We start from the raw sequence: 23827 nt of genomic DNA on the forward strand, positions 1-23827 counted from the left end.
GACATGACCACCCTGCAGAGCGTCCCTGCCCTCGGGACGCATCCGGCCGCCGGTTCGACTGCGTCGTTCAAAGCAGCGAGCCGCGCCGAGACCCGGGAGCAGCTTTCCAAGGCTCAGTACGACCTCCTGGTGATCGGCGGCGGAATCCTGGGCATCTCCACCGCCTGGCATGCCGCGCAGTCGGGACTGCGGGTGGCCCTGGTGGACGCCGGTGACTTCGCCGGCGCCACCTCCTCCGCCTCCTCCAAGCTGCTCCACGGCGGTCTGCGCTACCTGCAGACCGGCGCGGTGAAGCTGGTGGCGGAGAACCACTTCGAGCGACGTGCGGTGTCGCGTCAGGTGGCACCGCACCTCGCCAACCCGCTCACCTTCTACCTGCCTGTCTACAAGGGCGGCCCGCACGGCGCCGCGAAGCTGGGCGCGGGCGTGTTCGCGTACAGCGCCCTGTCGGCGTTCGGCGACGGTGTCGGGCACCTGCTCTCCCCCGCGAAGGCACAGCAGGACGTGCCCGAGCTGCGGACGGAGAACCTCAAGGCCGTGGCCGTGTACGGCGACGACCAGATGAACGACGCGCGCATGGCGCTGATGACCGTCCGCGCGGCCGTCGACTCCGGAGCCGTGGTCCTCAACCACGCCGAGGTCACGGGTCTGCGCTTCACCCGGGGCCGGGTCACGGGCGCTGACCTCAAGGACCGCGTCGACGGCGAGGAGTTCGGCGTGAACGCCCGGCTCGTGCTGAACGCGACCGGCCCCTGGGTCGACCACCTGCGCGCCATGGAGGACCCGAACGCGGCCCCCTCCATACGCCTCTCCAAGGGCGCCCACCTCGTCCTCAAGCGCACCTCCCCGTGGAAGGCCGCGCTCGCGACGCCGATCGACAAGTACCGCATCACGTTCGCTCTCCCGTGGGAGGACATGCTGCTCCTCGGCACGACCGACGAGGAGTACGAGGGTGACCCGCGCGACGTGTCGGTCACCGAGAAGGACACCGACCAGATCCTGGACGAGGCGGCCTTCTCCGTACGGGACCAGCAGCTGAAGCGGGATCTGATCACGTACTCGTTCGCGGGTCTGCGCGTGCTGCCGGGCGGGCCCGGCGACACCTCGAAGGCAAAGCGCGAGACGGTCGTCACCGAGGGCCGCGGCGGGATGCTGTCCGTCGCCGGCGGCAAGTGGACGACGTTCCGCCACATCGGCCGCACGGTCATGAAGAAGCTGGAGTCGCTGCCGGGCCACCCGCTGGGCGAGGACTTCGAGCCGGTCAAGGAGCTGCCGAAGCGGATGCCGCTGCCGGGTGTCGCCAACCCGCGCGCCGTCGCGCACCGCCTCCTCGTCGACAACCCGGCCCCGGGGCCGCGCATGGCGGCCGACACGGCCAAGCACCTGGCCACGCACTACGGTTCGCTGGCCTTCGACATCGCCCGGATGGCCAACGAGAACCCGGAGCTCGGCGAGCGGGTCCACCCGGACGCCCCGGAGATCTGGGCGCAGGTCGCCTACGCCCGCGACCACGAGTGGGCCGAGACGGCGGACGACGTGCTGCGCCGCCGCACCACGCTGACGATCCGCGGCCTGGCCACGGACGACGTGCGGGCCAAGGTCCAGGACGTGCTCGACAAGAAGTAGGCACCCCTGGAATCACCTGACTTGAGGGGCGGCTCCCACGGGGGGAGCCGCCCCTCTCGCATGCCCCGGTGCGCCGCCATGCCGCGTACACACGCCCGCAACGCCCGGGCGCGAGAGTGGGGACATGAAGTTCCAGGTCCTGTCCATCATCGGCCATGCGCCGCACCCCCTCACCGGTGAACTCCCGTCCGCCGCCGACCGGTTGACGCAGGTCGTCGACGTCTGTGTCGCGGCGGAGGAATTCGGCTTCGACGCCTACGCGGTCGGCGAGCGGCACGCGGGGGCGTTCCTGTCGTCGAGCCCGACGGTGGTCCTCGGCGCGCTGGCCGCCCGCACGTCCCGTATCAAGCTCCTGACCGGCGTGACGGTCGTCGCGATCCTCGACCCGGTGCGGGTCGCCGAGGACTACGCGACCCTCGACCAACTCTCTCGCGGGCGCATCGAGTTGGTCATCGGCAAGGGCGCGGAGGCCGGCCACTTCGACCTCTTCGGGCTCGACGAGGAGCGGCAGTGGGACCTCCAGAAGGAGAAGTACGAGCTCCTCAAGCGGCTGTGGAGCGAGGAAGGCGTCGACTGGGAGGGCGAGTTCAGGCCCGCCCTGAAGAACGTGACGACGGTGCCGCGTCCGTACGACGGACTGCCGCGCGTCTGGCACGGCTCGGCGACCTCGCTCAACTCCCCCGAGCTGGCGGCCCGGCACGGCGATCCGCTGTTCACGGCCAACGCCATCCAGCCGCGGGCGGCCTACGCGAAGCTCATCGACCACTACCGGGAGCGGTTCGAGGCGTACGGGCACGATCCCGCACGGGCGCATGTCGCGGCGGGCTCGGGCGGCCTGCTCATCGCGGACTCGCACGAGCGGGCGGTGGCGCGCTTCAAGGAGCTGTACGAGGCGAAGGTCGCGCAGACCTTCAAGCCGCACCTGGAGGGCAGGGCGGGGTACAACACGCCGTTCCGCACGATCGAGGACGCCATCGCGGACGGGCCCCAGCTGATCGGTTCGCCGCAGCAGATCATCGACAAGATCCTCGGCTACCACGAGGTGTACCGGCACGACCTCCAGTCGGTCACCGTCGACGCCTTCGGGCAGGGTACGGGCGAGCAGGTCGAGACGCTCCAGCGGTTCGCCGAGGAGATCGCGCCGGTGATCAGGAGGGAGGCGCCCAGCTCCCTGTGGGAGTGAGCGCCCCCGTTCCAGGAAGCCGCGTCGTCGCCGGGAAACGCCTCGTCGCCCGGAAACCGCCTCGTCCCTAAGAAGCCGCTTCGTCGGGGGTGTCGGACGCGAGGATGGAGTTCTCCAGCTTGCGCAGGAGCCGCGCGAGCTGGCGGCGCTCCGCCGGGGAGAGCTCCCCGAGCATCCGGCGTTCGTTGTCGAGGTGCTCGGTGAAGACCTCGTCGACCTTGGCGAGCCCCTCGTCCGTGAGCCGCGAGTAGACGACCCTGCGGTCGCCGGCGTCGCGCTCCCGGACGATCAGGCCGTCCTTCTCCAGGCGGTCTATGCGCAGGGTGACCCCGGCCGACGAGACGAGCCCCTGGTCGGCGAGCTGCCCCGCGGTCAGGCGGTACGGCTCGCCGGAGCGGCGCAGCGCGGTCAGCACGTCGAATCCGGCGACGGAGAGCCCGTGTCGCTCTATCGACGCGATGAGCTTGGTGTTGTACCGCAGGAACGAGCGGTGCAGCCGGGCGAGGACCTCCAGGGGGGTCGTGTCCAGCTCGGGCCGCTCACGCGCCCAGTCCTCGATGACCTCCGCCACGGCATCACGCCGTGCCGCCTTCCGTTCAGTCATCCCCGTCCCCTCGGCCGCTCCCGGGCGCGACGCGATGTCCTACGCCCCTGAAAATCCTACCCCTGAAGCGATCGGGGGCCGGACCCGCGTCGGGCGAGGAGGCGGAACACGGCGATCGTGACGAGAACGGCCGCGGCCGGGACGGCGGCCTTCCGCAGGAGGACGGGCAGGGCGGCCGCTCCGAGGTCCACCGCTTCGGGCTCGCGGGCCTGCGACAGGACCGCTGCCGCCGGTTCCGCGGCGGCCGGTTCCCTCAGCAACTCCTCCAGCCGGTCGGCGAATTGGCGCACGATGCGGTCGCCGACCTCGGTCATGATGCCGCGGCCGAACTGGGCGGGGCGGCCGGTGATGTCGAGGTCGGTGCCGACGCGGACCCGGGTGCCCGCCGGGTCGGCGGCGAGCGACGCGGTGACGGTGGCGGACGCGGTGCCCGCGCCCCGGGTCTCGCTGCCGCTGAGGTCGAGGACCATCGAGCGGGCGCTCTCGTCGCGCGTCACGGTGCCCTCGCCGCGGTAGCTCATCTGCACGGCGCCGACCCTCACCTTGACGCGTCCGGTGAACGCGTCGCCGTCGAGGGTGTCGAGCACGGCGCCCGGCATGCAGGGGGCCACACGGCCGAGGTCGAGGAAGAGTCTCCACGCGTCGTCGGGCGCGGCCGGGACGGTGAAGGAGTGGTCGAGTCGCATGGTGGGTGTCCGATCGTCGGGGTGGAGCGGCGCCGGGTCAGCCGGCGGCCGTGGGCCGGCCGGCCGCGCGGAGCAGGTCGCGTACACGGCTGGGTGAGAGGGGGCCGCGCCGGACGACCACGCCGAAGGGGCGCAGCGCGTCCTCGACGGCGTTCGCGAGGACGGCCTGGGGGGCGATGGCGCCGCCCTCACCGAGGCCCTTGACGCCGAGGTCGTTCATCGGGCTCGGGGAATGGATCTCGTCGAGGTCGAGGTCGGGTATCTCGGACGAGGTCGGCACCAGGTAGTCCATGTAGGTGCCGGTACGGGGCTGGCCGTCGGGGCCGTAGATCATCTCCTCGTAGAGCGCGCCGCCGATGCCCTGGGCGATACCGCCGGTGACCTGGCCCTCGGCGATCATCGGGTTGACGATGACGCCCGCGTCGTGGACGGCCACGTAATGCAGGATCTCGGTCTCGCCGGTGTGTTCGTCGACCTCGACGACGGCGGCGTGCGCGCCGCTCGAGACGGCGAAGCCGGGCGGGCGGAAGTGCACGGTCTCGCTGAGCTCCGTGCCGTGCCGGCCGTCGGTGGGCTCGGGGGTGCCGGGAAGCGGGGCCCGGCCGGCGAGTTCGGCCAGGGTGAGGGCCTGCTCCTCGGCGGTCTTGGACGTGATGACGCCCTCGCGCAGGTCGAGCCCGTCGGCGGGGACGCCGAGCCGGCGCGCCGCGGCCTCGATGATCTTCTCGCGGACGAGGCGGCCGGCCCGGTGCGTGGCGTTGCCCGCGTTGACGAGGGCCCGGCTGGCGATGGTGCCGACACCGAACGGCGTCGCGGAGGTGTCCCCGCCCACCACGTCGACGGCGTCGAAGGGAACTCCGATCGCGTCGGCGGCGATCTGCGCCATGGACGTGCGGTGCCCCTGCCCCTGGGAAGGTGCGCCGATCGCGAGCTTGACCCGGCCGCTGGGCGCGACGTCGATACGGGCGGTCTCGAACGGGCCGAGTCCGGTCGCCTCGATGTACATCGCGAAGCCGACCCCGACGAGCCTGCCGTCACGGGCGCCCTCGCGCTGCCGGGCGCGCACCCCTTCGACGTCGGCCTTGGCGACGGCGCGCCGCAGCAGCTCGGGGAAGTCCCCGGAGTCGTACGACTGCGGCTTGCCGGAGCGGTCCACGAGGCCCGTCGCGTACGGCATCTCGTCGGGGCCCACGAGGTTGCGTGCCCTCAACTCGGCTGGTTCCAGGCCGAGTTCGGCGGCGAGGCGGTCCATCGCGCGTTCCATCGCGAAGACGGTCTCGGGGCGGCCCGCCCCCCGGTAGGGCGTGGCGAAGGTGGTGTTGGTGAGGACACCGACGACGTCGATGTCCACGTGCGGGACACGGTAGGGGCCGAGGAGATGGCACACCGAGTTGTAGGGCACGACCAGGCCGGTCATGTTGTACGCGCCGAAGTTGACGGTGATGCGGTCGCGTACGGCGAGGAGGTGGCCCTGCGCGTCCGCGGCGAGTTCGATGCGGTGGATCTGCTCACGGGCGTGCGAGGAGGCCGTCAGGTTCTCGTTGCGGTCCTCGCGCCAGAGCACGGGGCGGCCCAGGACACGGGCCGCGTACGGGACGAGCATCTCCTCGACGTAGAGGATGCCCTTCTGTCCGAAGCCGCCGCCGACGTCGGTGGCGATGACACGGACGCGTTCCGGGTCGAGGCCGAGTGTGTGCGCCGTGGCCTCCCGCACCCGGTGCGGTGTCTGGGTGTTGGACCAGACGGTCAGCTCGCCGCTGTACGGGTCGACCTGGGCCGAGACCGCGCGGGTCTCGACGGGCGAGGCGACGTAGCGGTGGGCCTGGAACTCCTCGCTGACGACGGTGTGGGCCGAGGCGAACGCCGCGTCGGGGTCGCCCACCTTGGTGGCCACGGCGACGGCGGTGTTGTCGCGCAGCTCGTCGTGGAGCAGCGGCGCGTCCTCGGTCAGCGCGCGGTCGGGGTCGACGAGGACGGGCAGGGGCGCGTAGCGGACGTCGACGAGTTCGAGGGCGTCCTCGGCGAGGTAGCGGTTCTCGGCGAGGACGACCGCGACGGGCTGCCCGACGTAGAGGACCTTGTCCGTGGCGAGGAGCGGCATCGGCGTGATCGCGACGTACGGGTCGAGGAGTTCGGCGAGGCCGGGCGGGGTACGCAGCTCCTCCCTGTTGAGCATGGCGGGCAGATGGGCCACGTCGACGCCGGTCCAGACGGCGACGACCCCGGGGGCGGCGAGCGCGGCGGTGACGTCGACCGATCGGATGCGGGCGTGGGCGTGCGGGCTGCGCAGGAAGGCGGCCTCGGCGGCACCGGGCAGGGCGACGTCGTCGACGTAGCGGCCGTTGCCCCGCAGGAGGCGGTCGTCCTCGACGCGCGGAACGGGGCGGCCGGTCCAGGGGCCGTCGCCCCGCGCGGGCTGCCGGGGTGCTGGGGACGGTCCGTGGGACATACGAGTCACTCCCCCTGCTCGGCGTCGCCGCCGTCGAAGCGCTCGTCCAGCGCCTGGCACACGGCACGGCGGATGTTGCGGTAGCCCGTGCAGCGGCACAGGTGTCCGCTGAGGGCGTCGGCTACGTCAGCCGCGTCGGGCCGCCGGGGCTGTTCGGTCAGCGCGGTCGCCGTCATCACGAATCCGGGGGTGCAGAAGCCGCACTGCATCCCGTGGCACTCGTGGAACGCCCGCTGCACGGGGGTGAGCGGGGCGTCCCCGGGGGCGAGGCCCTCGACCGTGCGCAGCTCGGCGCCCGCGCACTGCACCGCCAGCGTCAGGCAGGAGCGCGCCGGCTCGCCGTCGACGAGGACGGTGCAGGCACCGCAGACGCCGTGCTCGCAGCCGACGTGGGTGCCGGTGAGGCGCAGCCGGTCCCGCAGGAAGTCGCTGAGCAGCAGCCGGGACTCCACCTGGGCGGTCACGGGCGCGCCGTTGACGGTCAGGCGTATCTCGTGCCAGCCGGAGGGTTCGGCGAGCGGCGGCGGGGCGGCGTGGATGGCCGTCGCCGGGTCGGGGGTGGCGAGGTCGGTGGTCATGAGCAGCGCTCCCAGGCGAGGGTGCAGGCACGGACGAGGAGGTGGGCGGCGGCCTCGCGGCGGTAGGCGGCCGTGGCGTGGACGTCGTCGGCGGGCGTCAGGCCGGCGAGCGCGGCGGACGCGGCCGCGTCGAGGGCCGCCGCTCCCGCGTCGGTCCCGGTCAGCGCCTCCTCGACGGCGGGCAGGCGGACGGGGACGGGGCCCGCGCCGCAGAAGACCGCGCGGGCGGCGGCGACCGTGCGCCGGTCCGGCGCCCGGCGCAGGGTGACCGCGACACCGAGGGTGGCGAAGTCGCCATGTCTGCGGGCGAGTTCCTCGAAGGCCCAGCCGTCACCGGCCCGTGGCGGCAGGACGACCTCGGTGAGGAGCTCGTCCGGAGCCACGGCGGTCTGGAAGGTGGCCACGAAGAAGTCGGCGGCGCCGACGGTACGCGTGCCGCCGGGTCCGGCGATCACGAAGCGGGCGTCGAGGGCGAGCGCGGCGGCCGGCAGTTCGGCGGCGGGGTCGTGGTGCGCGAGGCTGCCGCAGACCGTGCCGCGGTGGCGGATCTGCGGGTGCCCGATGCGCCGGATCGCCGCCGCGAGCAGGGGCCACCCGTCGCGCACCGCGGGGTCGTCCGCGGCCCGGGACTGACGGACGGCGGCGCCGATGTGCAGGGCGCCCGACGCGTCGGCGTACAGGCGGTCGAGGCCGGGGACCCGCGTGATGTCGACGAGCAGCCCCGGGCGGGCGAGGCGCATGCTGAGCATGGGGATCAGGGACTGGCCGCCGGCCAGGACCTTGGCCTCCCGCTCCTCGTCGGCGAGGAGGGCGAGTACCTCGCCGACGCTGCCTGGAGCGCTGTAGTCAAAGGGTGTCGGTTTCAACCGGCTTCCACCAGGCCTCTCGGGTCGACGCATCTATCTAATGCCTAAAATGATTTACACTAAAGTTTCTTCTTGGCAAGAGGGTGCAGCCGATTCGATGTGCTCGAGGTGAGCGACATGCGACACGTGATCGACCAGGCAGCCGCGTGGCAGGCCTCCGCGACCCGCTTCGCGATGGCGACGGTCGTCGGCACCTGGGGCTCCGCCCCGCACGCCGCCGGTACGTCGATGCTGGTCGCCGAGGACGGCCGCGTCGTCGGCAGCGTCTCCGGCGGCTGCGTGGAGGCCGCGGTGTGCGCGGTCGCGGAGGACGTCCTCGCCGGTGCGGGGCCCGCCCGCGAGACGTACGGGGTCAGCGACGACGACGCGTTCTCGGTGGGCCTGACCTGCGGCGGAACCATTGAGGTGCTGGTACGCGAGGTCACCGGCGACGCACCGCTCGCCCGGGTGGCCGCCGACCTCGCGGCCCATGTCCCGGTGGCACTGGTGACGCCGGTGGAGGGCGGGCCGGGAAGCCTCGCCACGGGCGCGTCCGGGGTGAGCGGGACACTCGGCGACGCACGGCTCGACCGGGCCGCGGCCCTGGCCGCCGAAGCGCTGCTCGCCCGCGGCACGAGCGGCCTCGTACGGGTCGGCGAGCCGGGCCCTGACTCGTCGTGCGCGCCCGAGCGGGAACTGTTCGTGCAGGCCTTCGGGGTACCGCCCCACCTCCTGGTGTGCGGCGCGGTCGAGTTCGCGCGCCCCCTCGTGCGGATCGGAGCTCTGCTCGGACACCGGGTGACCGTGTGCGACGCCCGCCCGGCCTTCGCGACGGCCGCTCGTTTCCCGGACGCGCACGAGGTCGTCGTGGACTGGCCGCACCGTTGGTTCGCGGCCCATGAGGACCAGGTGAACGCGGCCACGGCCGTGTGCGTGCTGACCCATGACGCCAAGTTCGACGTGCCCCTGCTGGAGTTGGCGCTGCGCAGCAGGGCCGGGTACGTGGGCGCCATGGGCAGCCGGCGCACGCACGAGGACCGGCTGGCACGGCTGCGGGCCGCGGGGCTCGGCGAGGCCGAACTGGCGCGGCTGCGCTCACCGATCGGCCTCGATCTCGGCGGGCGCGGGCCCGAGGAGACGGCCGTGTCCATCGCGGCGGAGCTCATCGCGGTGCGGCGGGGCGGCAGCGGACGGGCGCTGAGCGGCCTCGCGGGGCCGGTGCACGCGTCATGAGCCACTTTTGAACGGGCGTTTTTGAACGGCTGTATTCGAACGCACCCCGCGAGGGCGCGCCGGAAGGGCGCCGGAAGGGCGCCGGAAGGGCCGGACGGGCCGGCGAGTGACGGCGGCCCGGGCGACACGGCGGCGACGGCGGCCCGGGCGGGACGCCGTCGTACGACCGGCCCGAACACCCCATTTCTGAACACTCGTTTAATCTGAGGCACGTGGACGCAGAGCACAGCACCCCGGACCGGACCGCCCCCGAGCCCCGCCGCGGCCGCTCCCACGACCCCGAGGGGCGCCGCAGCGCCGTCCTCGATGCGGCGCGGCGGCTGTTCGCCGCCCAGGGCTACAAAGGGGTGGGCATCCGGGCCATCGCGGCCGAGGCGGGGGTCACGCCCGGCCTGGTCATGGCGTACTTCGGCTCGAAGGACGGGCTGTTCCGCGAGGTCGTCGGCGGCGGGACCGGTGTCACCGAGGGCGTGCTCGACGACCCCTCGGTCGGCCGCGAGGAGCTGCCGGGGGCACTCGCCCACGACTATCTCGACCGCTGGGACCGGCTCCCCGCGCACGACCCCTGGCCGGCGCTGATCCGCTCGGGGCTCAGCCATCCCCCCAGCGCCGAGCTGCTGTCCACGATCCTCGACCGCCAGGTGAGCGAGCCACTGCGGAGCGTGCTCGGGGACTCCGACGCGGCGGACGCCCGCATCGCCATGATCCGCAGCGTTCTCTTCGGCGTGATCATGGAACGCTATCTGTTCGCCCATGAGCCGGCGAGGTCGGTGCCCACGGAGACGCTGGAACCTGTGCTCACGGACGTGCTGACGGCCGCGCTGACCGGGCGGGTCCCGGCGCCGGACCCCGCGGCGGCGCACCGGCCGCCCCCACGCGAGGCCCCCGGCGCTTCGGGGCCGGCCGTCTTCGCCGCGCTCAACGAGTGCACCGCCCGCTACCGGACCCTGATCGGGCGGGTCGTGAAGCGGCACGGCATCAGCCTGGCCGCCTTCGAGGTGCTGGCGGCCCTGCACGCCGTGGGAGCGCCCTACCGGCGCACCATGGGTGAGATCGCGGCGGCCGGCGCGGTCAGCGCGGGCGGCGTCACCCAGCACGCCGACCGTCTCGTCGAGGCCGGCCTCATCGAGCGCGAACGGGACGGCCAGGACCGCCGCATCGTCCATCTCCGGCTGACCCCGGCCGGGGTCGACCTGGTCGGCCGCATGTCCGAGGAACGTCGTACGCACGAACGGGAGCTGCTCGCGGGCCTCGTACCCGGCGAGCAGCGCCAACTCGCCGCGCTTCTGGGTGGCTTGGGACGATCGATGGCGGACGGACAGAACTGAAACGGCAGCACCGCCGCGCAGACGACGGACCTGCGCCCGTCCCGGCCGACGCCACCGCCTCCACCGACGCCACGGGGAACACGAACGGCGCCGGCCCCCTCGCACCCCCCGCGCGAGAGACCGGCGCCGAACACGCGCACCACCGTCAGGAGTTGAGCTCCTCCAGCGTCCTGCCCTTCGTCTCCACCGCGAACAGCGCGATCACCGCACCCACCGCGGCGACCGCGGCGAGCTGGGCGAAGACGAGCGTGAGGCTGCCGCCCCCGCCGATGATCGCGCCGACCGTGATCGGGCCCAGGATGACGCCGAGGCGGTTCCACAGACCGCCGAACGCGGCGCCCTTGGCACGGTTGCGCGTCGGGTACAGCTCGGGTGAGTAGAGGTAGAGGCCCGCGTTGATCGCGTAGACGAAGAACGTCGTACAGGAGGCGAAGATCGCGACCTGGCCGCCCGACGTCACACCGACCAGGGCGAGCGTCGCCAGGGTGAACGTGGTGCCGCCGAGCGCGGCCACGAGGGCGGGGCGCCGGCCCACGCGGTCGATGACGAGGGCGACGGCGAGGGTGCCGAGGAGTCCCGTCACATTGCTGAGCAGCGTGTAGACGAGCGCGGTGGTCAGGTCGAGCCCGAAGTTCTTGGTGTAGAGCGACGGCAGCCAGGTGGAGATGCCGTGGTTGACGTAGTACGCGACGAACCAGAGCCCGGAGACGACGGTCGTGCGGCGCAGGTAGCGGCCGGTGAACAGCTCGCGCAGGCGGCCCCGGGAGGTCTCCTCCGACCGGTCCGCGGCCGGTTGCGGCAGGGGTTCCCCGGTGGCCGCGGCGACCTCCGCCTCGATCCGCGCGATGGCCTGCTCGGCCTCCTCGGTGCGGCCCTGGGAGAGCAGCCAGCGGGGCGACTCGGCGACGTGCTTGGGCAGGGCGACGGCGAGCAGGACGGGCAGGGCGCCGATCACGAACATCGCGCGCCAGCCGAGGTTCGGCACCACCCACACCGCGACGAGAGTGGCCGCGGCCAGACCGGCCGGGAAGATCATCTCGTAGATCAGGACGAAGCGTCCGCGTTTGTCGGAGCGGGCGATCTCGTTGATGTACGTGGCCGCCACGGGGACGACGCCGCCGATGCCCAGGCCCTGGACGAAGCGGAAGAGCGAGAAGAGCTCGATGCCGTTCGAGAAGGCCACGGCGAGGCTCCCGAGCGCGGTGACGGCGACGCCGAGGGCCACGGTCCGCACCCGGCCGATCCGGTCGCCCAGCCAGCCGGCGACCAGGGCGCCCAGGAGCATGCCCACGGAGCCGGTGGTGACCGCGAAGGTGGCCTGGCCCGTGGTCAGGTGCCAGTCCTTGATCAGGACGGGCAGCGCGGACGCGGCAAGGAGCTGGTCGAACGCCTCGAAGAACGTGACGGCGCCGATCAGGAACCGGACCTTCACGTGCCAGCGGGATTGCGGGAGTCGTTCGAGCCGGGCTGCTATCGAGCCGAGGCCTGGCTTGCCGGCCACAGTCGTCATGAGGGGGTCCTTCCGCGACAACGCGAACAGAGGAGTTGCGCAGACACTAAGAGCACTTATCTAAGCGGTCAATGATTAACGGCTTAGATACATCGGAAGTGACCTCACCGTCACCCTCACGTAACCCACCTCGGACAGCGTCGCGCGACGACTTCGCCGCAGGGTCTTGCGGGAAAATAGTTAAGCGCTTAGATTTCTAGCACTGAGCAAGCCGATGGACGCAGCCAACGTGAGCGAGCGCCTCGGTGAGCCCAACTCCCCCGCACCCGTTGGCCGTAGACCGCCTGGAGGTCCCGCCCGTGCCTCACCACCCCACCGACATCCTGATCGCGGGCCAGTGGCGACGCGGCGCGGGCGAGCCGGTCGAGACCGTCGACCCGGCGACCGGAGAAGTGCTCGCCACCGTCCACTCCGCGTCCGCGGACGAGGTCGACGAGGCCGCTCGGGCCGCCGCGCTCGCCGTGGCCGACCCGGCCTGGCGCGATCTCCTCCCCCACCAGCGCGCCCGACTCCTCTGCCGCATCGCGGAGTTGACCGAGGAGGCCGCCGACAACCTCGCGGCCCTCCAGACCGCCGACACCGGCAAGACCCTCACCGAGACGAAGGCCCTCGCGCTCAGCGCGGCCGGCACCTTCCGGTACATGGCGGCGGCCCTGGAGACGGCCGAGGAGACCCTCACCCCGTCCCGCGGCGCGTACGTGACGATGAGCGTGTACGAGCCGATCGGTGTCGTCGGCGCGATCAACCCCTGGAACTCGCCGGTCGCCAGCGACGCGCAGAAGATCGCGCCCGCCCTCGCCGGCGGCAACGCCGTCCTGCTCAAGCCCGCCGCCTGGACCCCGCTGGTCTCCCTCGCGCTCGGGCGCCTCATCCACCAGGCGCTCGGCGAGCTCGGCCTGCCCACCGCCCTGCTGTCGGTCCTGCCCGGAAGCGGCCGGGTCGTCGGAGACGCGATCGTGCACCATCCCCTGGTGGCCAGGATCGGCTTCACCGGCGGCACGGAGACCGGCCGGTCCATCGCGGCGGTGGCGGCCTCGAAGCTGATCCCCGCCTCCCTCGAACTCGGCGGCAAGTCGCCGACGATCGTGCGCGCGGACGCGGACGTCGAGCAGGCTCTGGCAGGCGTGATGTTCGGGATCTTCTCGTCCAGCGGCCAGTCCTGCATCGCGGGCTCGCGGCTCTTCGTCGCACGCGAGATCTACGACAGCTTCGTCGGCGAACTCGTCGAGCGGGTGAGCAAGTTGCGCGTCGGTCCCGGCACGGACCCCGGCACCCAGGTCGGACCGCTGGTCCACCACCGGCACCGGGACTCCGTCGCCGCCCATGTCGATCTGGCCCGCTCCGAGGGCGCCCGGGTGTTGTGCGGCGGCCGGGCGCCCGAGGGCGACACGTACCGGGACGGCGCGTACTACCTGCCCACCGTCCTCGACGGGCTCCCCAACACCTCACGGACCTGCCAGGAGGAGATCTTCGGGCCCGTCCTGGTCGCCCTGCCCTACGACGACGAGGACGACCTGGTCCGCCAGGCCAACGACTCCGTCTACGGGCTCGCCTGCGGGATCTGGACCCGCGACCACCGGGCCGCGTGGCGCCTGGCCCGCCGGATCGAGGCGGGGACGGTCTGGATCAACACGTACAAGCAGTTCAGCGCGTCCACCCCGTTCAGCGGGATGAAGGACAGCGGTCTCGGTACGGAGAAGGGCCGCGACGCCATCCGCGCCTACCAGCGCCAGAAGTCCCTGTACTGGGGCACTTCGGACGCGCCCCTGCCCTGGGCCAACTGACCGCCCCGTCGTCTGGAGACACTCATGCCCCACCCATCGCCAGGACCCGTCGCCCGCCTGCGCTCCCTGCGCTACGTCGAGCTGCTCACCCCCGCCTTCACCGAGGCCGCCGACTTCTACGAGGAGGTCTGGGGCCTGCGGACCGTCGAGGCGGAGCGCGGCGCGGCGGCCTGGCTGCGCGGCACCGGCGAGGAGCACCACGTCCTGCACCTCACCCGCGCGGACCGCACGGGACTCGGCCGGCTCGCGTTCGCCGTCGCCACGCCCGCCGAGGTCGACGAGGCGGCCCGGCGCCTGGAGGCCCGCGGGATCACCCCGGTCTTCGGCCCCGGACCGCTCGACCAGGTGGGCGGCGGCTACGGCCTGCGCTTCACCGACCCCGAACAGCGGCTCGTGGAGATCAGCGCGCAGGTCGAGGCGGTCGCGCCGCGCGGCAGGGACGCCGCCGTCCCCGTCGGCGTCACGCACGCCGTCCTGAACACCGCCGACATCGACGCCTCCGTCGCGTTCTACTGCGACGTACTCGGCCTGCGCGTCTCCGACTGGTCCGAGCACCAGATGGCGTTCCTGCGCTGCAACGCCGACCACCACTGCATCGCGTTCAACCAGGCCGAGTGGGCTTCCCTCAACCACGTGGCGTACGAGATGAGTTCGGTCGACCACTTCATGCGGGGCCTCGGCCGGCTCAAGCACCACGGCATCGACCCGCAGTGGGGCCCGGGCCGCCACGGCCCCGGCAACAACACCTTCTCCTACTTCACCGACCCGTCCGGGCTCGTGTGCGAGTACACGTCCGAGGTCGCGCAGATCGTCGAGGACGCGTGGATCGCGCGGGTGTGGCGCCGCGTGCCCGAGCTGTCCGACCTGTGGGGCACGGCGGGCCCGCCGTCGAAGGAGATCCGCTGTCACATGGCCGGCTCCCCGGACCCCGGCCCGCACACATCCGTCTCCCTGGAGGTCAGCGCATGAGCACGGTACGCAAGGTGGGCCTCGTCGGCTGGGGCGCGATCGGCCGCGTCGTCGGCACCGCACTCGCCGAACAGCAGGTGCCCGGCGCCGAGTTGACGTGCATCATCGACAACCGCCCCCTCGGCGACACGGCGCCCGCGCCCCAGCGGACCTTCGACGAGGCCCTGGAGTGCTGCGACCTGATCGTCGAGGCGGCCGGGCAGGGTGTCGTACGGGAGTGGGGTGAGCGGGTCCTCGCCTCCGGCACCGATCTGCTCGTCGCGTCGACCGGGGCGCTCACCGACGACGAGCTGTCCAAGCGGCTGCTCGCGGCGGGCCCCGGCCGGGTGTACTTCACCGGCGGTGCGGTGGGCGGGCTCGACCTTCTTCAGGCGGTGTGCTCCCTCGGCCCCCTCGACGAGGTGCGGCTCACCACCACCAAGCTGCCGTCCACCCTCGAACAGCCTTGGATGGACGAGGAGCTGCTGTCCAGGCTGCGGACGGCGACCGGGCCCGTCGAGGTCATGTCCGGCACGGCGCGCGACATCCCCGTGAAGTTCCCCAAGTCGACGAACGTGGCCGCCTCGGTCGCCCTCGCCGTCGGCGACCTGGACGCTGTGCGGGTCCGGGTCGTCGCCGACCCCGGCGCCCGCCACACGCGGCACGTCGTCGAGGCGTCCGGCGCGCACGGCGCGTACCGCTTCGACGTCGCGCACCTGCCGGACCCGGGCAACCCCGCGACGAGCCAGGTCGTGCCGTACGCGGTGCTGCGCAGCCTGGCGGCGCTGGCCGGGCGGACGGGCCAGATCCTGTGAGCGCCGTCCATGTCGAGGAGGCGGGCGATCACGGCCCCCTGCTGCTGTGCCTGCACGGCATCGGCTCCTCGTCGGCGGCGTTCGCCCCGCAGCTCGCCGAGCTGTCCGCGTACGCGCGGGTCGTGGCCTGGGACGCGCCCGGCTACGCCAAGTCGCCCGATCCTGAAGGGCCGTTGGACCTGGACGGGTTCGCGGACGCGGCCGCCGAGGTCGTCCGGGAGCGCGGCGGACGCGCGCACGTGATCGGTGTCTCCTGGGGCGGGGTGATCGCGCTGCGGCTCGCGGCCCGCCACCCGGATCTGGTCGAGTCCCTCGTCGTCGCCGACTCCAGCGCGGGCTCCGGCACCGACCCCGCCAAGGCCGAGGGCATGCGGGCGCGGGCCGCCGAGCTGGCCGAGCTCGGGCCGCGCGCCTTCGCCGAGAAGCGCGGGCCGCGGCTCGTGTCCGGCGGGGCGCCCGAGGAACTCGTACAGCGGGTCGTCGACACCATGGCCGCCTCCGTGCGGCTGCCCGGCTACGCCTACGCCGCCGAGTCCATGGCCGGTGCCGACCTGCGGCCCGAACTGCCCACGATCGCCGCGCCCACGCTCGTCCTGTGCGGCGACCAGGACCAGGTCACCGGCGTCGAGGCCTCGCAGGTCCTCGCCGGCGCCCTCCACAAGACCGCCTACGTGATCGTCAAGGACGCCGGTCACCTGGCCAACCAGGAACAGCCCGCGCGCTTCGACGCGTGGGTCCTGTCCCACCTCCGCATCACCGCCCGCATCCCCGAGTAGGAGTCCAGCCATGCCTCTGACCACCACCGACTACGACAACGGCAGCGACCTCGGCAAGTACACCGACTCGCTCATCGCCACCAAGGAGTCCCGCGTCGCGGACTTCAACACCCTCTCCTTCCAGGAGAAGGCGGGCCCGCAGTACCGCCGCGGCCAGATCCGCTACGTCGGCTCCGGCGCCACCGGCAACCACGAGAACGACTCGCGGATCCTCCCCTCCGGCGGCTTCACCTTCTCCAACATGCTGCTGCCGCCCGGCGCCGAGGGCCCCGAGCACACCCACCACGACGTCGAGGAGGCCTTCTTCGTCCTGGAGGGCCAGGTCCGCGTGGGCATCCACCGCGGCGCCGACGAGGTCGAGTACCGCACCCTCGGCTACCGCGACATGATCGTCGTCCCGGCGGGCGTGGCCCGGTCCCTGAAGAACGAGGGCGACACCGACGCCCTGTTCTGCGTCGTCATCGGCACGCAGAAGCCGCAGGTCCCGACGTACCCGGAGCACTCGCCGATGCACGGTGTCACCCGTGACTGACCCCTCAGGGGGCGCCGGCACCGTCGTCGTCACCGGGGCGGGCCGTGGCCTGGGACTGGCCATGGCCCGCCGGGCCGCCGAGGACGGCTTCCGCGTCGTCGTCGCCGAGCTCGACACCGAGCGCGGGAACCACGCGGTCGAGGAACTGCGCGGTGACGGACTCGACGCCCACTTCGTGCGCTGCGACGTCGCCGACCCCGAGTCGGTCGACGAACTCGCCGCCCGCGTACGGGAACTGGGTCCGCTGTACGGCCTGATCAACAACGCGGCTCTCGCCAACGGCGTCGGCGGCAAGGAGTTCCAGGACATCGACGTCGAGGTGTGGGACCGCCTGATGACGGTCAACGCCCGCAGCCCCTGGCTGGTGTCGAAGGCCCTGTACCCGCTCTTCGGCTCGCCGGGCCGGATCGTGAACGTCGCCTCGGACGCCGCGCTCTACGGCTCGCCCCGCCTCGCCCACTACATCGCCTCGAAGGGCGCGGTCATCGCCCTGACCCGGGCGATGGCCAGGGAACTCGGCGACAAGGGCATCACCGTCAACGCGGTCGCGCCCGGCCTCACCGAGTGCGAGGCCACCGAGACCGTCCCCGAGGAACGGCACGAGCTGTACCGCTCGGGCCGGGCCATCTCGCGGCCGCAGGAGCCCGGCGACCTCATCGGTCTCGTCGCCTTCCTGCTCGGCGAGGAGTCCCGCTATCTCACCGGACAAGTGATCGCCGTCAACGGCGGCTTCACGATGAACTGATCTACACCACAGGAGCGCAGAGTTGTGCCTCCTCCCCCTCGCGAGCGAGGCGGCTCCTCGTCCGGGATCCAGATCCCTCATGACGGCCGAGCCCTGACCGCCGCCGAGGCCGAGTGGCAACGTACTGCGGCGCTCCGCGCCTTGAAGGAGAATCATGGATCTGGGCCTCGCCGACCGGACCGTCCTGGTCACCGGCGGCAGCTCGGGCGTCGGCCTGGCCACGGTCCGCGCCCTGCTGGACGAGGGCGCGCGCGTCGCGACCTGCGGCCGTGACGCCGACCGCCTCTCGAAGGCGGCGGCGCGCCTCGGCAGCGACCGTCTCCTGACCGGCGTCTGCGACGTGCGGGACGCGACGGCCGTACGGGACTTCGTCCGGCATGCGGCCGACACCTTCGGGGGCCTCGACGGGCTCGTCAACAACGCGGGCCAGTCCCGCATGAAGAGTCTCGACGAGTCGACCGCCGAGGACTGGCGCGACGAACTGGAGCTGAAGTTCTCCGGCGTCCTCAACCCGCTGCACGCCGCCCGCGCCCACCTCGCCGCGTCCGACGCCGCCTCCGTCGTGAACGTCAACGCCGTCCTGGCCAAGCAGCCGGAGACCCGGCTGATCACGACGAGCGCCGCCCGCGCCGGCATCCTCAACCTCTCCAAGTCTCTCGCCACCGAGCTCGCCCCCGAGGGGATCCGCGTCAACTCGGTCTGCCTCGGCCTCGTCGACACCGGCCAGTGGACCCGCCGGCACGCCGCCGCGGAGTCCGGGCTCTCCTACGAGGACTGGCAGGCGGAACTCGCCACCGACCGCGGGATCGCGCTCGGGCGGCTCGGCCGGGCCGAGGAGGTCGCGTACGCGATCGTCGCGCTGCTCTCGCCGCGAGCCTCGTACATCACCGGAACCAGCATCGACGTCTGCGGCGGAGTCGGCCGCTCCATCCTCTGAGGAGACCACCATGCGTTACGACACCGGAGGCGATCTCCTCGTCGCCGTTCTGCGGGAACTGGGCATCGACACGGTCTTCGGGATCGTCAGTGTGCACAACCTGCCGCTCGTCGAGGCCGTCGACCGCGAGCTGCGGTTCGTGCCCGTGCGCCACGAGGCGTCCGCCGTCAACGCGGCCGACGCCTACGGCAGGGCCCGCGGCACGCTCGGCTGCGCCCTCACGTCGACCGGGACGGGCGCGGGCAACGCGGCCGGCTCCCTGATCGAGGCGCTGGCGTCCGGCACCTCCGTCCTGCACATCACCGGGCAGGTCGAGTCGGAGTTCCTGGGCAGCGGCCGCGGTTTCATCCACGAGACCAAGGACCAGCTGGGCATGCTGACGGCGGTCTCCAAGTACGCCGCGACCGTGCCGTCCGCCGACGGGGCGGGCCGCATCCTGCGCGAGGCGGCCCGTGCCGCGCTCACGGCGCCGGGCGGCCCGGCGAGCGTGGAGTGGCCGGTCGACCTCCAGTACGCGGCCCAGACCGACACCGCCGCGGAGGAGTTCGAGGAGACCGCCGTGCCCGCGCCCGGTGCCGACGAGCTCGCCGCCGCGGGGGCCCTGCTGGCCTCGGCCCGGCGCCCGGTGATCTGGGCCGGTGGCGGTGCCACGCGCGCCCGTGTCCAGCTCGCGGACCTGCTCGCCGCGACCGGCGCCGCTCTCCTGACGTCCAACTCCGGGCGCGGCGCCGTCCCCGAGGACCACCCGCAGGTCGTCGGCAACTTCGCGACGACGCCGGCCGGGCGCGCCCTGCTCGCCGACGCCGACGTGCTGGTCACGATCGGCACCCACTTCCGGTCCAACGAGACCGCCGACTACGGCCTCCAGCTCCCCGCCGCGCACATCCAGATCGACCTGGACGCGGACGCGCTCGGCCGTGTGTACCCGGCCCCGCACGCGCTGCACGGCGACGCCGCCGACGTACTGGAGCGGCTGCTCCCGTACGCGAGGCCCGCCGAGCCGGGCTGGACGGCGCGGGTCACCGCGGTCCGCGACGAAGTGCGCGCCACCCTGCACGACAACATCGGCCCGCAGGCCGCCATCTGCGACGCGATCCGGGCCGCGCTCCCCCGCGAGGCAGTCGTCGCCCGCGACGTCACCATCCCGTCGAGCAGCTGGGGCAACCGCCTCCTCGACATGTACGACCCGCGCGACAACGTCTTCCCGCGCGGCGGCGGCATCGGGCAGGGCCTCGGCATGGGCATCGGGGCCGCGCTCGCCCGGCCCGACGCGCCCACGGTCGTCATCGCCGGTGACGGCGGGCTCGCCGTGCACCTCGGCGAACTGCTCACCCTCGCCCAGGAGCGCCCGCGCCTGACCCTCCTCGTGTTCAACGACGGCGGCTACGGCGTCCTGCGCAACATGCAGGACCGCCACAGCGACCGCCGCTCGGGTGTCGACCTCGCCACACCCGACTTCGAACTCCTCGCCCGGGCCTGCGGGTTGCCGTATCTGCGGATCGCCGCAGCCGAGCACGCGGAGCCCGTCGTCGCCGAGGCCGTCGCCTCCGACGGGCCGACGCTCGTCGAGGTCGATCTCGCGGCGCTCGGCCCGATGAAGAACCCGTTCACCCCGCCCGTGAAGATCCCCACCGCGTAGGGAGGCCCCGCAGCCATGACCGCAACCGACGAGACCCTCCTGGACCTCCTCGTACACCGCATGACCTGGGAGGCCGACGGCGTCCTCTCCGTCGAACTGACCCACCCGGACGGCAAGCCCCTGCCCGCCTGGGAGCCCGGCGCGCACCTCGACGTCCACGTGGGCGGGCAGGTCCGCCAGTACAGCCTGTGCTCGGACCCGCGCACCCCGGCGTCGTACCGCATCGGCGTCCTCAACGAGCCTTCGTCACGCGGGGGTTCGCGCCATGTGCACACGAAGCTGCGCCCCGGCGGGCGGGTCACGGTGTCGGCGCCGCGCAACCACTTCGCGCTGGAGGACGCGCCGGGCTACGTCTTCGTCGCGGGCGGCATCGGTGTGACGCCGATCCTCGCGATGGCCCGCGAGGCCGCGCGCCGGGGCGCCGAGTGGCGCATGGTGTACGGCGGCCGCAGCCGTGGGTCGATGGCGTTCGTCGACGAACTCACCGCGCTGGGCGGTGATCTCACGGTGGTGCCGCAGGACGAGCAGGGTCATATCGACCTCGCGTCCACGCTCGCCGGGCTGCCGGCCGGGACGCTCGTCTACTGCTGCGGTCCCGAGCCGCTGCTCGCCGCCATCGAGGCCCTCTGCCCGGCGGACCGGCTGCGCGTCGAGCGGTTCGCGGCCCCGGTCGTCGAGCGGTCCACGGACGACGAGGGCTTCGAGGTCGAGTGCCGCGCCTCCGGGCTCACGCTCACCGTCGGCGCCGACACGTCGATCCTGGAGGCGGCGGAGGCGGCCGGCCTGGACGTGGCCAGCTCCTGCCGCGACGGGATCTGCGGGTCCTGCGAGACCCGGGTGCTCGACGGCACGCCCGACCACCGCGACTTCCTGCTCTCCGACGCCGAACGGGCCGCGGGCGCCTCGATGATGATCTGCGTCTCGCGCTGCGCCTCCGGCCGTCTGGCCCTCGACCTGTAACCCCTTCCCTGGAGGCACGTGTGACCACCACCTGGCCGTACCTGAACGTCCACCAGTCCCGTACGCACGAACCCACCCCCTACGAGTACAAGCTGGCCGCCACCCTCGAAGAGGTCTTCACCAAGGACGGCCACGAACTCGCCGACGTCATCCGTGGGCTGAACGCCCGCCAGGTCCACGCCCCCGACGGCGCCCCGTGGACCGAGGACTCGTTCCGCGCCGAGATGCACCGACTGGGAGCGTGATCCCGATGACCGCCGACCACATCTACGCGACGGGCCTGCGCAACCAGTGGCACCCCGTCGTCCCGTCCTCGTTCGTCGCGCCCGGCGCCATGCGCAAGGTGACCGCGCTCGGCGAGCAGTGGCTCCTGTTCCGCCGCTCCGACGGCACGCTGTCCATGCTCGCGGACCGCTGCCCGCACCGCGGCGCGCCCCTGTCGCTCGGCAAACACCTCGGGGACCGGGTGGCGTGCTGGTACCACGGCGTCGAGGTCGAGGGTGACGGGACCGTCTCCTCGGTGCCCGGCCTGCCCGGCTGCAACCTGGAGGGCAAGAAGCTCGTCAGGTCGCTGCCCGTGCGCGAGGTCGGCGGCGCGATCCTCGCCTACTTCGGCGACGAACAGCACCCGGAACCGGCCGAGTTGACGCTCCCCGAGCCGCTCACCGAACCCGGCACCGACGCGATCCTGTGCTACGCGGAGTGGGAGGTGCCGTGGCGCTACGCCGTCGAGAACCTCCTCGACCCGATGCACGGCGCCTTCCTGCACCACGACTCGCACACCATGTACGACGGTGACACGACGGCCAAGTTCCGCATCCGCGAGACGGACCGGGGCTACTTCTTCGAGAAGACCGACCAGCGGGGCGTCAACTTCGACTGGGTCGAGCTGTGCCACACCGGCATCGACTGGGTCGACCTGTCCATCCCGTACCCGCCGTCGGCCGGTCCCGGCGGTCCGTTCGGGATCGTCGGCATGGTCTGCCCGGTCGACGAGCAGCGCTGCGGTGTCTTCTTCTGGCGCTACCGCCGGGTCGAGGGCTGGCAGCGTGACACCTGGCGCTTCCTCTACAAGACCCTCATCGAGGAGCGCCACTGGGAGGTGCTCGAGCAGGACCGCGTGATGCTGGAGGCCATGCCCGCGGACGCCGACCAGCGCGAGAACCTCTACCAGCACGACCTGGGAGTGGTGCGCCTGCGCCGCATGTACCGGGCCGCCGCCGCGGAGCAGGCGTCTGCATGAGTCCGAGAGCCCGCTGGTCGGGTGTCCTCAGCCTTCTGGTCATCGTCCTGATCAGCTACGTGGACCGGGTGAACGTCTCCGTCCTCATCACCGACGAGGCGTTCACCGAACACTTCGGCATCACCGGTGACCGGGTGGCGCAGGGCGCCCTGTCGACCGTCTTCCTCGTGGGGTACGGCATCGCGGCGTTCTTCCTCACTCCGTTCTACGAGACGACGCTCGGGGTGCGGCGCGGCCTGTTCGTGAGCGTGGCCCTGTGGTCGGTGATGACCCTGCTGTCGCCGTACGCCCTGGGCGCGCTCACGCTCACCGTGCTGCGTGCCCTGCTGGGCGCGGCCGAGGGACCGCTGTTCTCGCTCAAGACGATGTACGTGCGCGAGCACTTCTCGCCGCACGAGGCGGGAAGGCCGAACGCGGTCAGCTCGATGGGGGTGTCCCTGGGCACGGCCGCGGGCCTCCCCCTGATCACGTATCTCGTCTACCGCTTCGACTGGCACACGTCGTTCCTCGCCCTGGCCGCACTCAACGCGGTGATCGGCCTGCCGCTGATCGCCCTGTTCGTCCGCGGCCGGGGTGTGGCGAGGGCCGGCCGGCCCGGGTTCGGTGCCACCCTCAAGGGCGCTCTGCACATGCCGCGCCTGGCGCCGATCCTGCTCATCGAGATCGCCACGCTTGCGTATCTGTGGGGTTCGAGCGCCTGGCTGCCGTCGTATCTTCTGCAGGAGCGGCACTTCTCCCTGGCCGCCATGGGCGCCGTGTCGTCGCTGCCGTTCCTGATGTCGCTGGTGTCCGGGTTCCTCGGCGGTCTGCTGCTCGACCGGCTGCCGCGGCGGCTGCTCGCGCTGCCGTTCGTCGTCGGCTCGGCCGGTACGGCGGTCTGTGTCCTCCTCGTCGCCGGGGCGGACAGCGACGGGGCGGCGGCGACGGGACTGATCCTCGCGGGCGGCTTCTGGGGCCTGCAAGGCCCGGCGATACCCACGCTGGTCCAGCACTGCGCGCCGGCCCGTTTCGTGGGCAGCGCGTACGGGGTGGTCAACGGGGTCGGCAACCTGGTCTCGGCCTTCATGCCGACGTTGATGGGCGTGGCCATCGCGGCGAGCGGCGGGCACAGCTTCGGCGCCGGGTTCGCGCTGCTGGCCGGGGCACAAGCGGTCACCCTGGTCTGCGGCGCGTGGCTGCTCGCGCGACCGGTTCAGGCTCGGCCGGAGGCGAGTGCGGAGTCCACGACGGACCGCTCCGACTTGGAGAACAGCCAGGCGAGTTGAGAACGCCCGGCCGGGGACCTCCCGGCCGGGCGTGCGTCGTCCGTCGTGCGCGCGTTCCGCTCCCGCATCCGCACGATCAGGTCGTGGTTACGGGACTACGCCCCGCCTACCGCGTCCGTGCACACATAATGGGCCGATACA

General features: G+C 72.6%; 22 protein-coding genes. 16 read left to right on the plus strand and 6 right to left on the minus strand.

Translation table 11 applies throughout. The features are described 5' to 3' along the window. Nucleotides 1–3 precede the first annotated feature (3 nt). Both LGI35_RS11490 and LGI35_RS11495 read left to right on the plus strand, forming a co-directional pair. Nucleotides 4–1626, plus strand: coding sequence for a glycerol-3-phosphate dehydrogenase/oxidase (locus LGI35_RS11490; protein ID WP_227293775.1), 1623 nt, complete (start codon nucleotides 4–6; stop codon nucleotides 1624–1626). A 124-nt stretch (nucleotides 1627–1750) separates the two neighbouring features. Continuing rightward, complete coding sequence (locus tag LGI35_RS11495; protein WP_227293776.1) at nucleotides 1751–2809, plus strand: LLM class flavin-dependent oxidoreductase; 1059 nt, start codon at nucleotides 1751–1753, stop codon at nucleotides 2807–2809. A gap of 67 nt (nucleotides 2810–2876) precedes the next feature. Here the strand turns inward: LGI35_RS11495 and LGI35_RS11500 are convergent, their stop codons facing one another. Genes LGI35_RS11500 through LGI35_RS11520 form a run of 5 tightly spaced genes read right to left on the minus strand, consistent with a single transcriptional unit; the run spans nucleotide 2877 to nucleotide 7992 of the window. Beyond that, entirely contained in the window at nucleotides 2877–3413 is a 537-nt protein-coding gene (locus tag LGI35_RS11500; protein WP_100599042.1) for a MarR family winged helix-turn-helix transcriptional regulator, read from the minus strand. A gap of 56 nt (nucleotides 3414–3469) precedes the next feature. Then, nucleotides 3470–4099 carry an SRPBCC family protein gene (locus tag LGI35_RS11505; protein ID WP_227293777.1) on the minus strand — a complete coding sequence of 210 codons (630 nt, stop codon included), beginning with the start codon at nucleotides 4097–4099 and terminating at the stop codon, nucleotides 3470–3472. Between the two features lie 37 nt (nucleotides 4100–4136). Then, nucleotides 4137–6548 (minus strand): xanthine dehydrogenase family protein molybdopterin-binding subunit, encoded by a 2412-nt coding sequence (locus LGI35_RS11510; protein ID WP_227293778.1) that lies wholly within the window; start codon nucleotides 6546–6548, stop codon nucleotides 4137–4139. A 5-nt stretch (nucleotides 6549–6553) separates the two neighbouring features. Next, the gene (locus tag LGI35_RS11515) at nucleotides 6554–7126 is read right to left on the minus strand and encodes a (2Fe-2S)-binding protein (protein WP_227293779.1); all 573 of its coding nucleotides are present in this window, start codon (nucleotides 7124–7126) and stop codon (nucleotides 6554–6556) included. Further along, nucleotides 7123–7992, minus strand: coding sequence for an FAD binding domain-containing protein (locus tag LGI35_RS11520; protein ID WP_227293780.1), 870 nt, complete (start codon nucleotides 7990–7992; stop codon nucleotides 7123–7125). Before LGI35_RS11520 ends, LGI35_RS11515 begins: the two co-directional genes overlap by 4 nt. A gap of 117 nt (nucleotides 7993–8109) precedes the next feature. On the opposite strand from LGI35_RS11520, the gene LGI35_RS11525 reads away from it, so the two are divergent. Continuing rightward, nucleotides 8110–9204: an XdhC family protein gene (locus tag LGI35_RS11525; protein WP_227293781.1), complete on the plus strand. Its 1095-nt coding sequence runs from the start codon at nucleotides 8110–8112 to the stop codon at nucleotides 9202–9204. A 212-nt stretch (nucleotides 9205–9416) separates the two neighbouring features. Next, nucleotides 9417–10532: a TetR/AcrR family transcriptional regulator gene (locus tag LGI35_RS11530; RefSeq protein ID WP_227293782.1), complete on the plus strand. Its 1116-nt coding sequence runs from the start codon at nucleotides 9417–9419 to the stop codon at nucleotides 10530–10532. 145 nt (nucleotides 10533–10677) lie between these two features. On the opposite strand, the gene LGI35_RS11535 is transcribed toward LGI35_RS11530, so the two are convergent. Then, on the minus strand, nucleotides 10678–12042 hold the full coding sequence (locus LGI35_RS11535) for an MFS transporter (protein WP_227293783.1): 1365 nt from the start codon (nucleotides 12040–12042) through the stop codon (nucleotides 10678–10680). A 299-nt stretch (nucleotides 12043–12341) separates the two neighbouring features. On the opposite strand from LGI35_RS11535, the gene LGI35_RS11540 reads away from it, so the two are divergent. From LGI35_RS11540 to LGI35_RS11595, 12 genes are all read left to right on the plus strand, one after another. Beyond that, a complete protein-coding gene (locus LGI35_RS11540) occupies nucleotides 12342–13826 on the plus strand; it encodes an aldehyde dehydrogenase (RefSeq protein WP_227293784.1) in 1485 nt (494 codons plus the stop codon). A gap of 24 nt (nucleotides 13827–13850) precedes the next feature. Further along, a complete protein-coding gene (locus LGI35_RS11545) occupies nucleotides 13851–14795 on the plus strand; it encodes a VOC family protein (RefSeq protein WP_227293785.1) in 945 nt (314 codons plus the stop codon). Continuing rightward, on the plus strand, nucleotides 14792–15589 hold the full coding sequence (locus tag LGI35_RS11550; protein ID WP_227293786.1) for an aspartate dehydrogenase domain-containing protein: 798 nt from the start codon (nucleotides 14792–14794) through the stop codon (nucleotides 15587–15589). The genes LGI35_RS11545 and LGI35_RS11550 overlap by 4 nt, the downstream gene beginning before the upstream one ends. Continuing rightward, nucleotides 15586–16365, plus strand: coding sequence for an alpha/beta fold hydrolase (locus LGI35_RS11555; protein ID WP_227293787.1), 780 nt, complete (start codon nucleotides 15586–15588; stop codon nucleotides 16363–16365). The genes LGI35_RS11550 and LGI35_RS11555 overlap by 4 nt, the downstream gene beginning before the upstream one ends. 10 nt (nucleotides 16366–16375) lie before the next feature. Beyond that, entirely contained in the window at nucleotides 16376–16897 is a 522-nt protein-coding gene (locus tag LGI35_RS11560) for a cupin domain-containing protein (protein WP_100599053.1), read from the plus strand. After that, nucleotides 16890–17642: an SDR family oxidoreductase gene (locus LGI35_RS11565; RefSeq protein ID WP_227293788.1), complete on the plus strand. Its 753-nt coding sequence runs from the start codon at nucleotides 16890–16892 to the stop codon at nucleotides 17640–17642. Before LGI35_RS11560 ends, LGI35_RS11565 begins: the two co-directional genes overlap by 8 nt. Before the next feature lie 154 nt (nucleotides 17643–17796). Continuing rightward, the gene (locus LGI35_RS11570) at nucleotides 17797–18579 is read left to right on the plus strand and encodes an SDR family oxidoreductase (protein ID WP_227293789.1); all 783 of its coding nucleotides are present in this window, start codon (nucleotides 17797–17799) and stop codon (nucleotides 18577–18579) included. A 10-nt stretch (nucleotides 18580–18589) separates the two neighbouring features. After that, nucleotides 18590–20218, plus strand: a complete 1629-nt coding sequence (locus LGI35_RS11575) for a thiamine pyrophosphate-binding protein (protein ID WP_227293790.1) — start codon at nucleotides 18590–18592, stop codon at nucleotides 20216–20218. A 15-nt stretch (nucleotides 20219–20233) separates the two neighbouring features. After that, nucleotides 20234–21178, plus strand: coding sequence for a PDR/VanB family oxidoreductase (locus tag LGI35_RS11580; RefSeq protein ID WP_227293791.1), 945 nt, complete (start codon nucleotides 20234–20236; stop codon nucleotides 21176–21178). Between the two features lie 20 nt (nucleotides 21179–21198). Further along, on the plus strand, nucleotides 21199–21423 hold the full coding sequence (locus LGI35_RS11585; protein WP_227293792.1) for a recombinase-like helix-turn-helix domain-containing protein: 225 nt from the start codon (nucleotides 21199–21201) through the stop codon (nucleotides 21421–21423). A 5-nt stretch (nucleotides 21424–21428) separates the two neighbouring features. Continuing rightward, on the plus strand, nucleotides 21429–22421 hold the full coding sequence (locus LGI35_RS11590) for an aromatic ring-hydroxylating oxygenase subunit alpha (RefSeq protein WP_227293793.1): 993 nt from the start codon (nucleotides 21429–21431) through the stop codon (nucleotides 22419–22421). Next, a complete protein-coding gene (locus LGI35_RS11595; RefSeq protein ID WP_227293794.1) occupies nucleotides 22418–23686 on the plus strand; it encodes an MFS transporter in 1269 nt (422 codons plus the stop codon). Before LGI35_RS11590 ends, LGI35_RS11595 begins: the two co-directional genes overlap by 4 nt. Nucleotides 23687–23827: the final 141 nt, after the last annotated feature.

Source organism: Streptomyces longhuiensis (assembly GCF_020616555.1).
In the GTDB taxonomy this organism is placed as follows: domain Bacteria; phylum Actinomycetota; class Actinomycetes; order Streptomycetales; family Streptomycetaceae; genus Streptomyces; species Streptomyces longhuiensis.

Coding starts and splice junctions, on each gene's coding strand:
- LGI35_RS11500 (WP_100599042.1), bottom strand. CDS start 3,413: ATGACTGAACGGAAGGCGGCACGGCGTGATGCCGTGGCGGAGGTCATC.
- LGI35_RS11595 (WP_227293794.1), top strand. CDS start 22,418: ATGAGTCCGAGAGCCCGCTGGTCGGGTGTCCTCAGCCTTCTGGTCATC.
- LGI35_RS11545 (WP_227293785.1), top strand. CDS start 13,851: ATGCCCCACCCATCGCCAGGACCCGTCGCCCGCCTGCGCTCCCTGCGC.
- LGI35_RS11505 (WP_227293777.1), bottom strand. CDS start 4,099: ATGCGACTCGACCACTCCTTCACCGTCCCGGCCGCGCCCGACGACGCG.
- LGI35_RS11575 (WP_227293790.1), top strand. CDS start 18,590: ATGCGTTACGACACCGGAGGCGATCTCCTCGTCGCCGTTCTGCGGGAA.
- LGI35_RS11560 (WP_100599053.1), top strand. CDS start 16,376: ATGCCTCTGACCACCACCGACTACGACAACGGCAGCGACCTCGGCAAG.
- LGI35_RS11535 (WP_227293783.1), bottom strand. CDS start 12,042: ATGACGACTGTGGCCGGCAAGCCAGGCCTCGGCTCGATAGCAGCCCGG.
- LGI35_RS11580 (WP_227293791.1), top strand. CDS start 20,234: ATGACCGCAACCGACGAGACCCTCCTGGACCTCCTCGTACACCGCATG.
- LGI35_RS11490 (WP_227293775.1), top strand. CDS start 4: ATGACCACCCTGCAGAGCGTCCCTGCCCTCGGGACGCATCCGGCCGCC.
- LGI35_RS11550 (WP_227293786.1), top strand. CDS start 14,792: ATGAGCACGGTACGCAAGGTGGGCCTCGTCGGCTGGGGCGCGATCGGC.
- LGI35_RS11495 (WP_227293776.1), top strand. CDS start 1,751: ATGAAGTTCCAGGTCCTGTCCATCATCGGCCATGCGCCGCACCCCCTC.
- LGI35_RS11590 (WP_227293793.1), top strand. CDS start 21,429: ATGACCGCCGACCACATCTACGCGACGGGCCTGCGCAACCAGTGGCAC.
- LGI35_RS11525 (WP_227293781.1), top strand. CDS start 8,110: ATGCGACACGTGATCGACCAGGCAGCCGCGTGGCAGGCCTCCGCGACC.
- LGI35_RS11515 (WP_227293779.1), bottom strand. CDS start 7,126: ATGACCACCGACCTCGCCACCCCCGACCCGGCGACGGCCATCCACGCC.
- LGI35_RS11510 (WP_227293778.1), bottom strand. CDS start 6,548: ATGTCCCACGGACCGTCCCCAGCACCCCGGCAGCCCGCGCGGGGCGAC.
- LGI35_RS11570 (WP_227293789.1), top strand. CDS start 17,797: ATGGATCTGGGCCTCGCCGACCGGACCGTCCTGGTCACCGGCGGCAGC.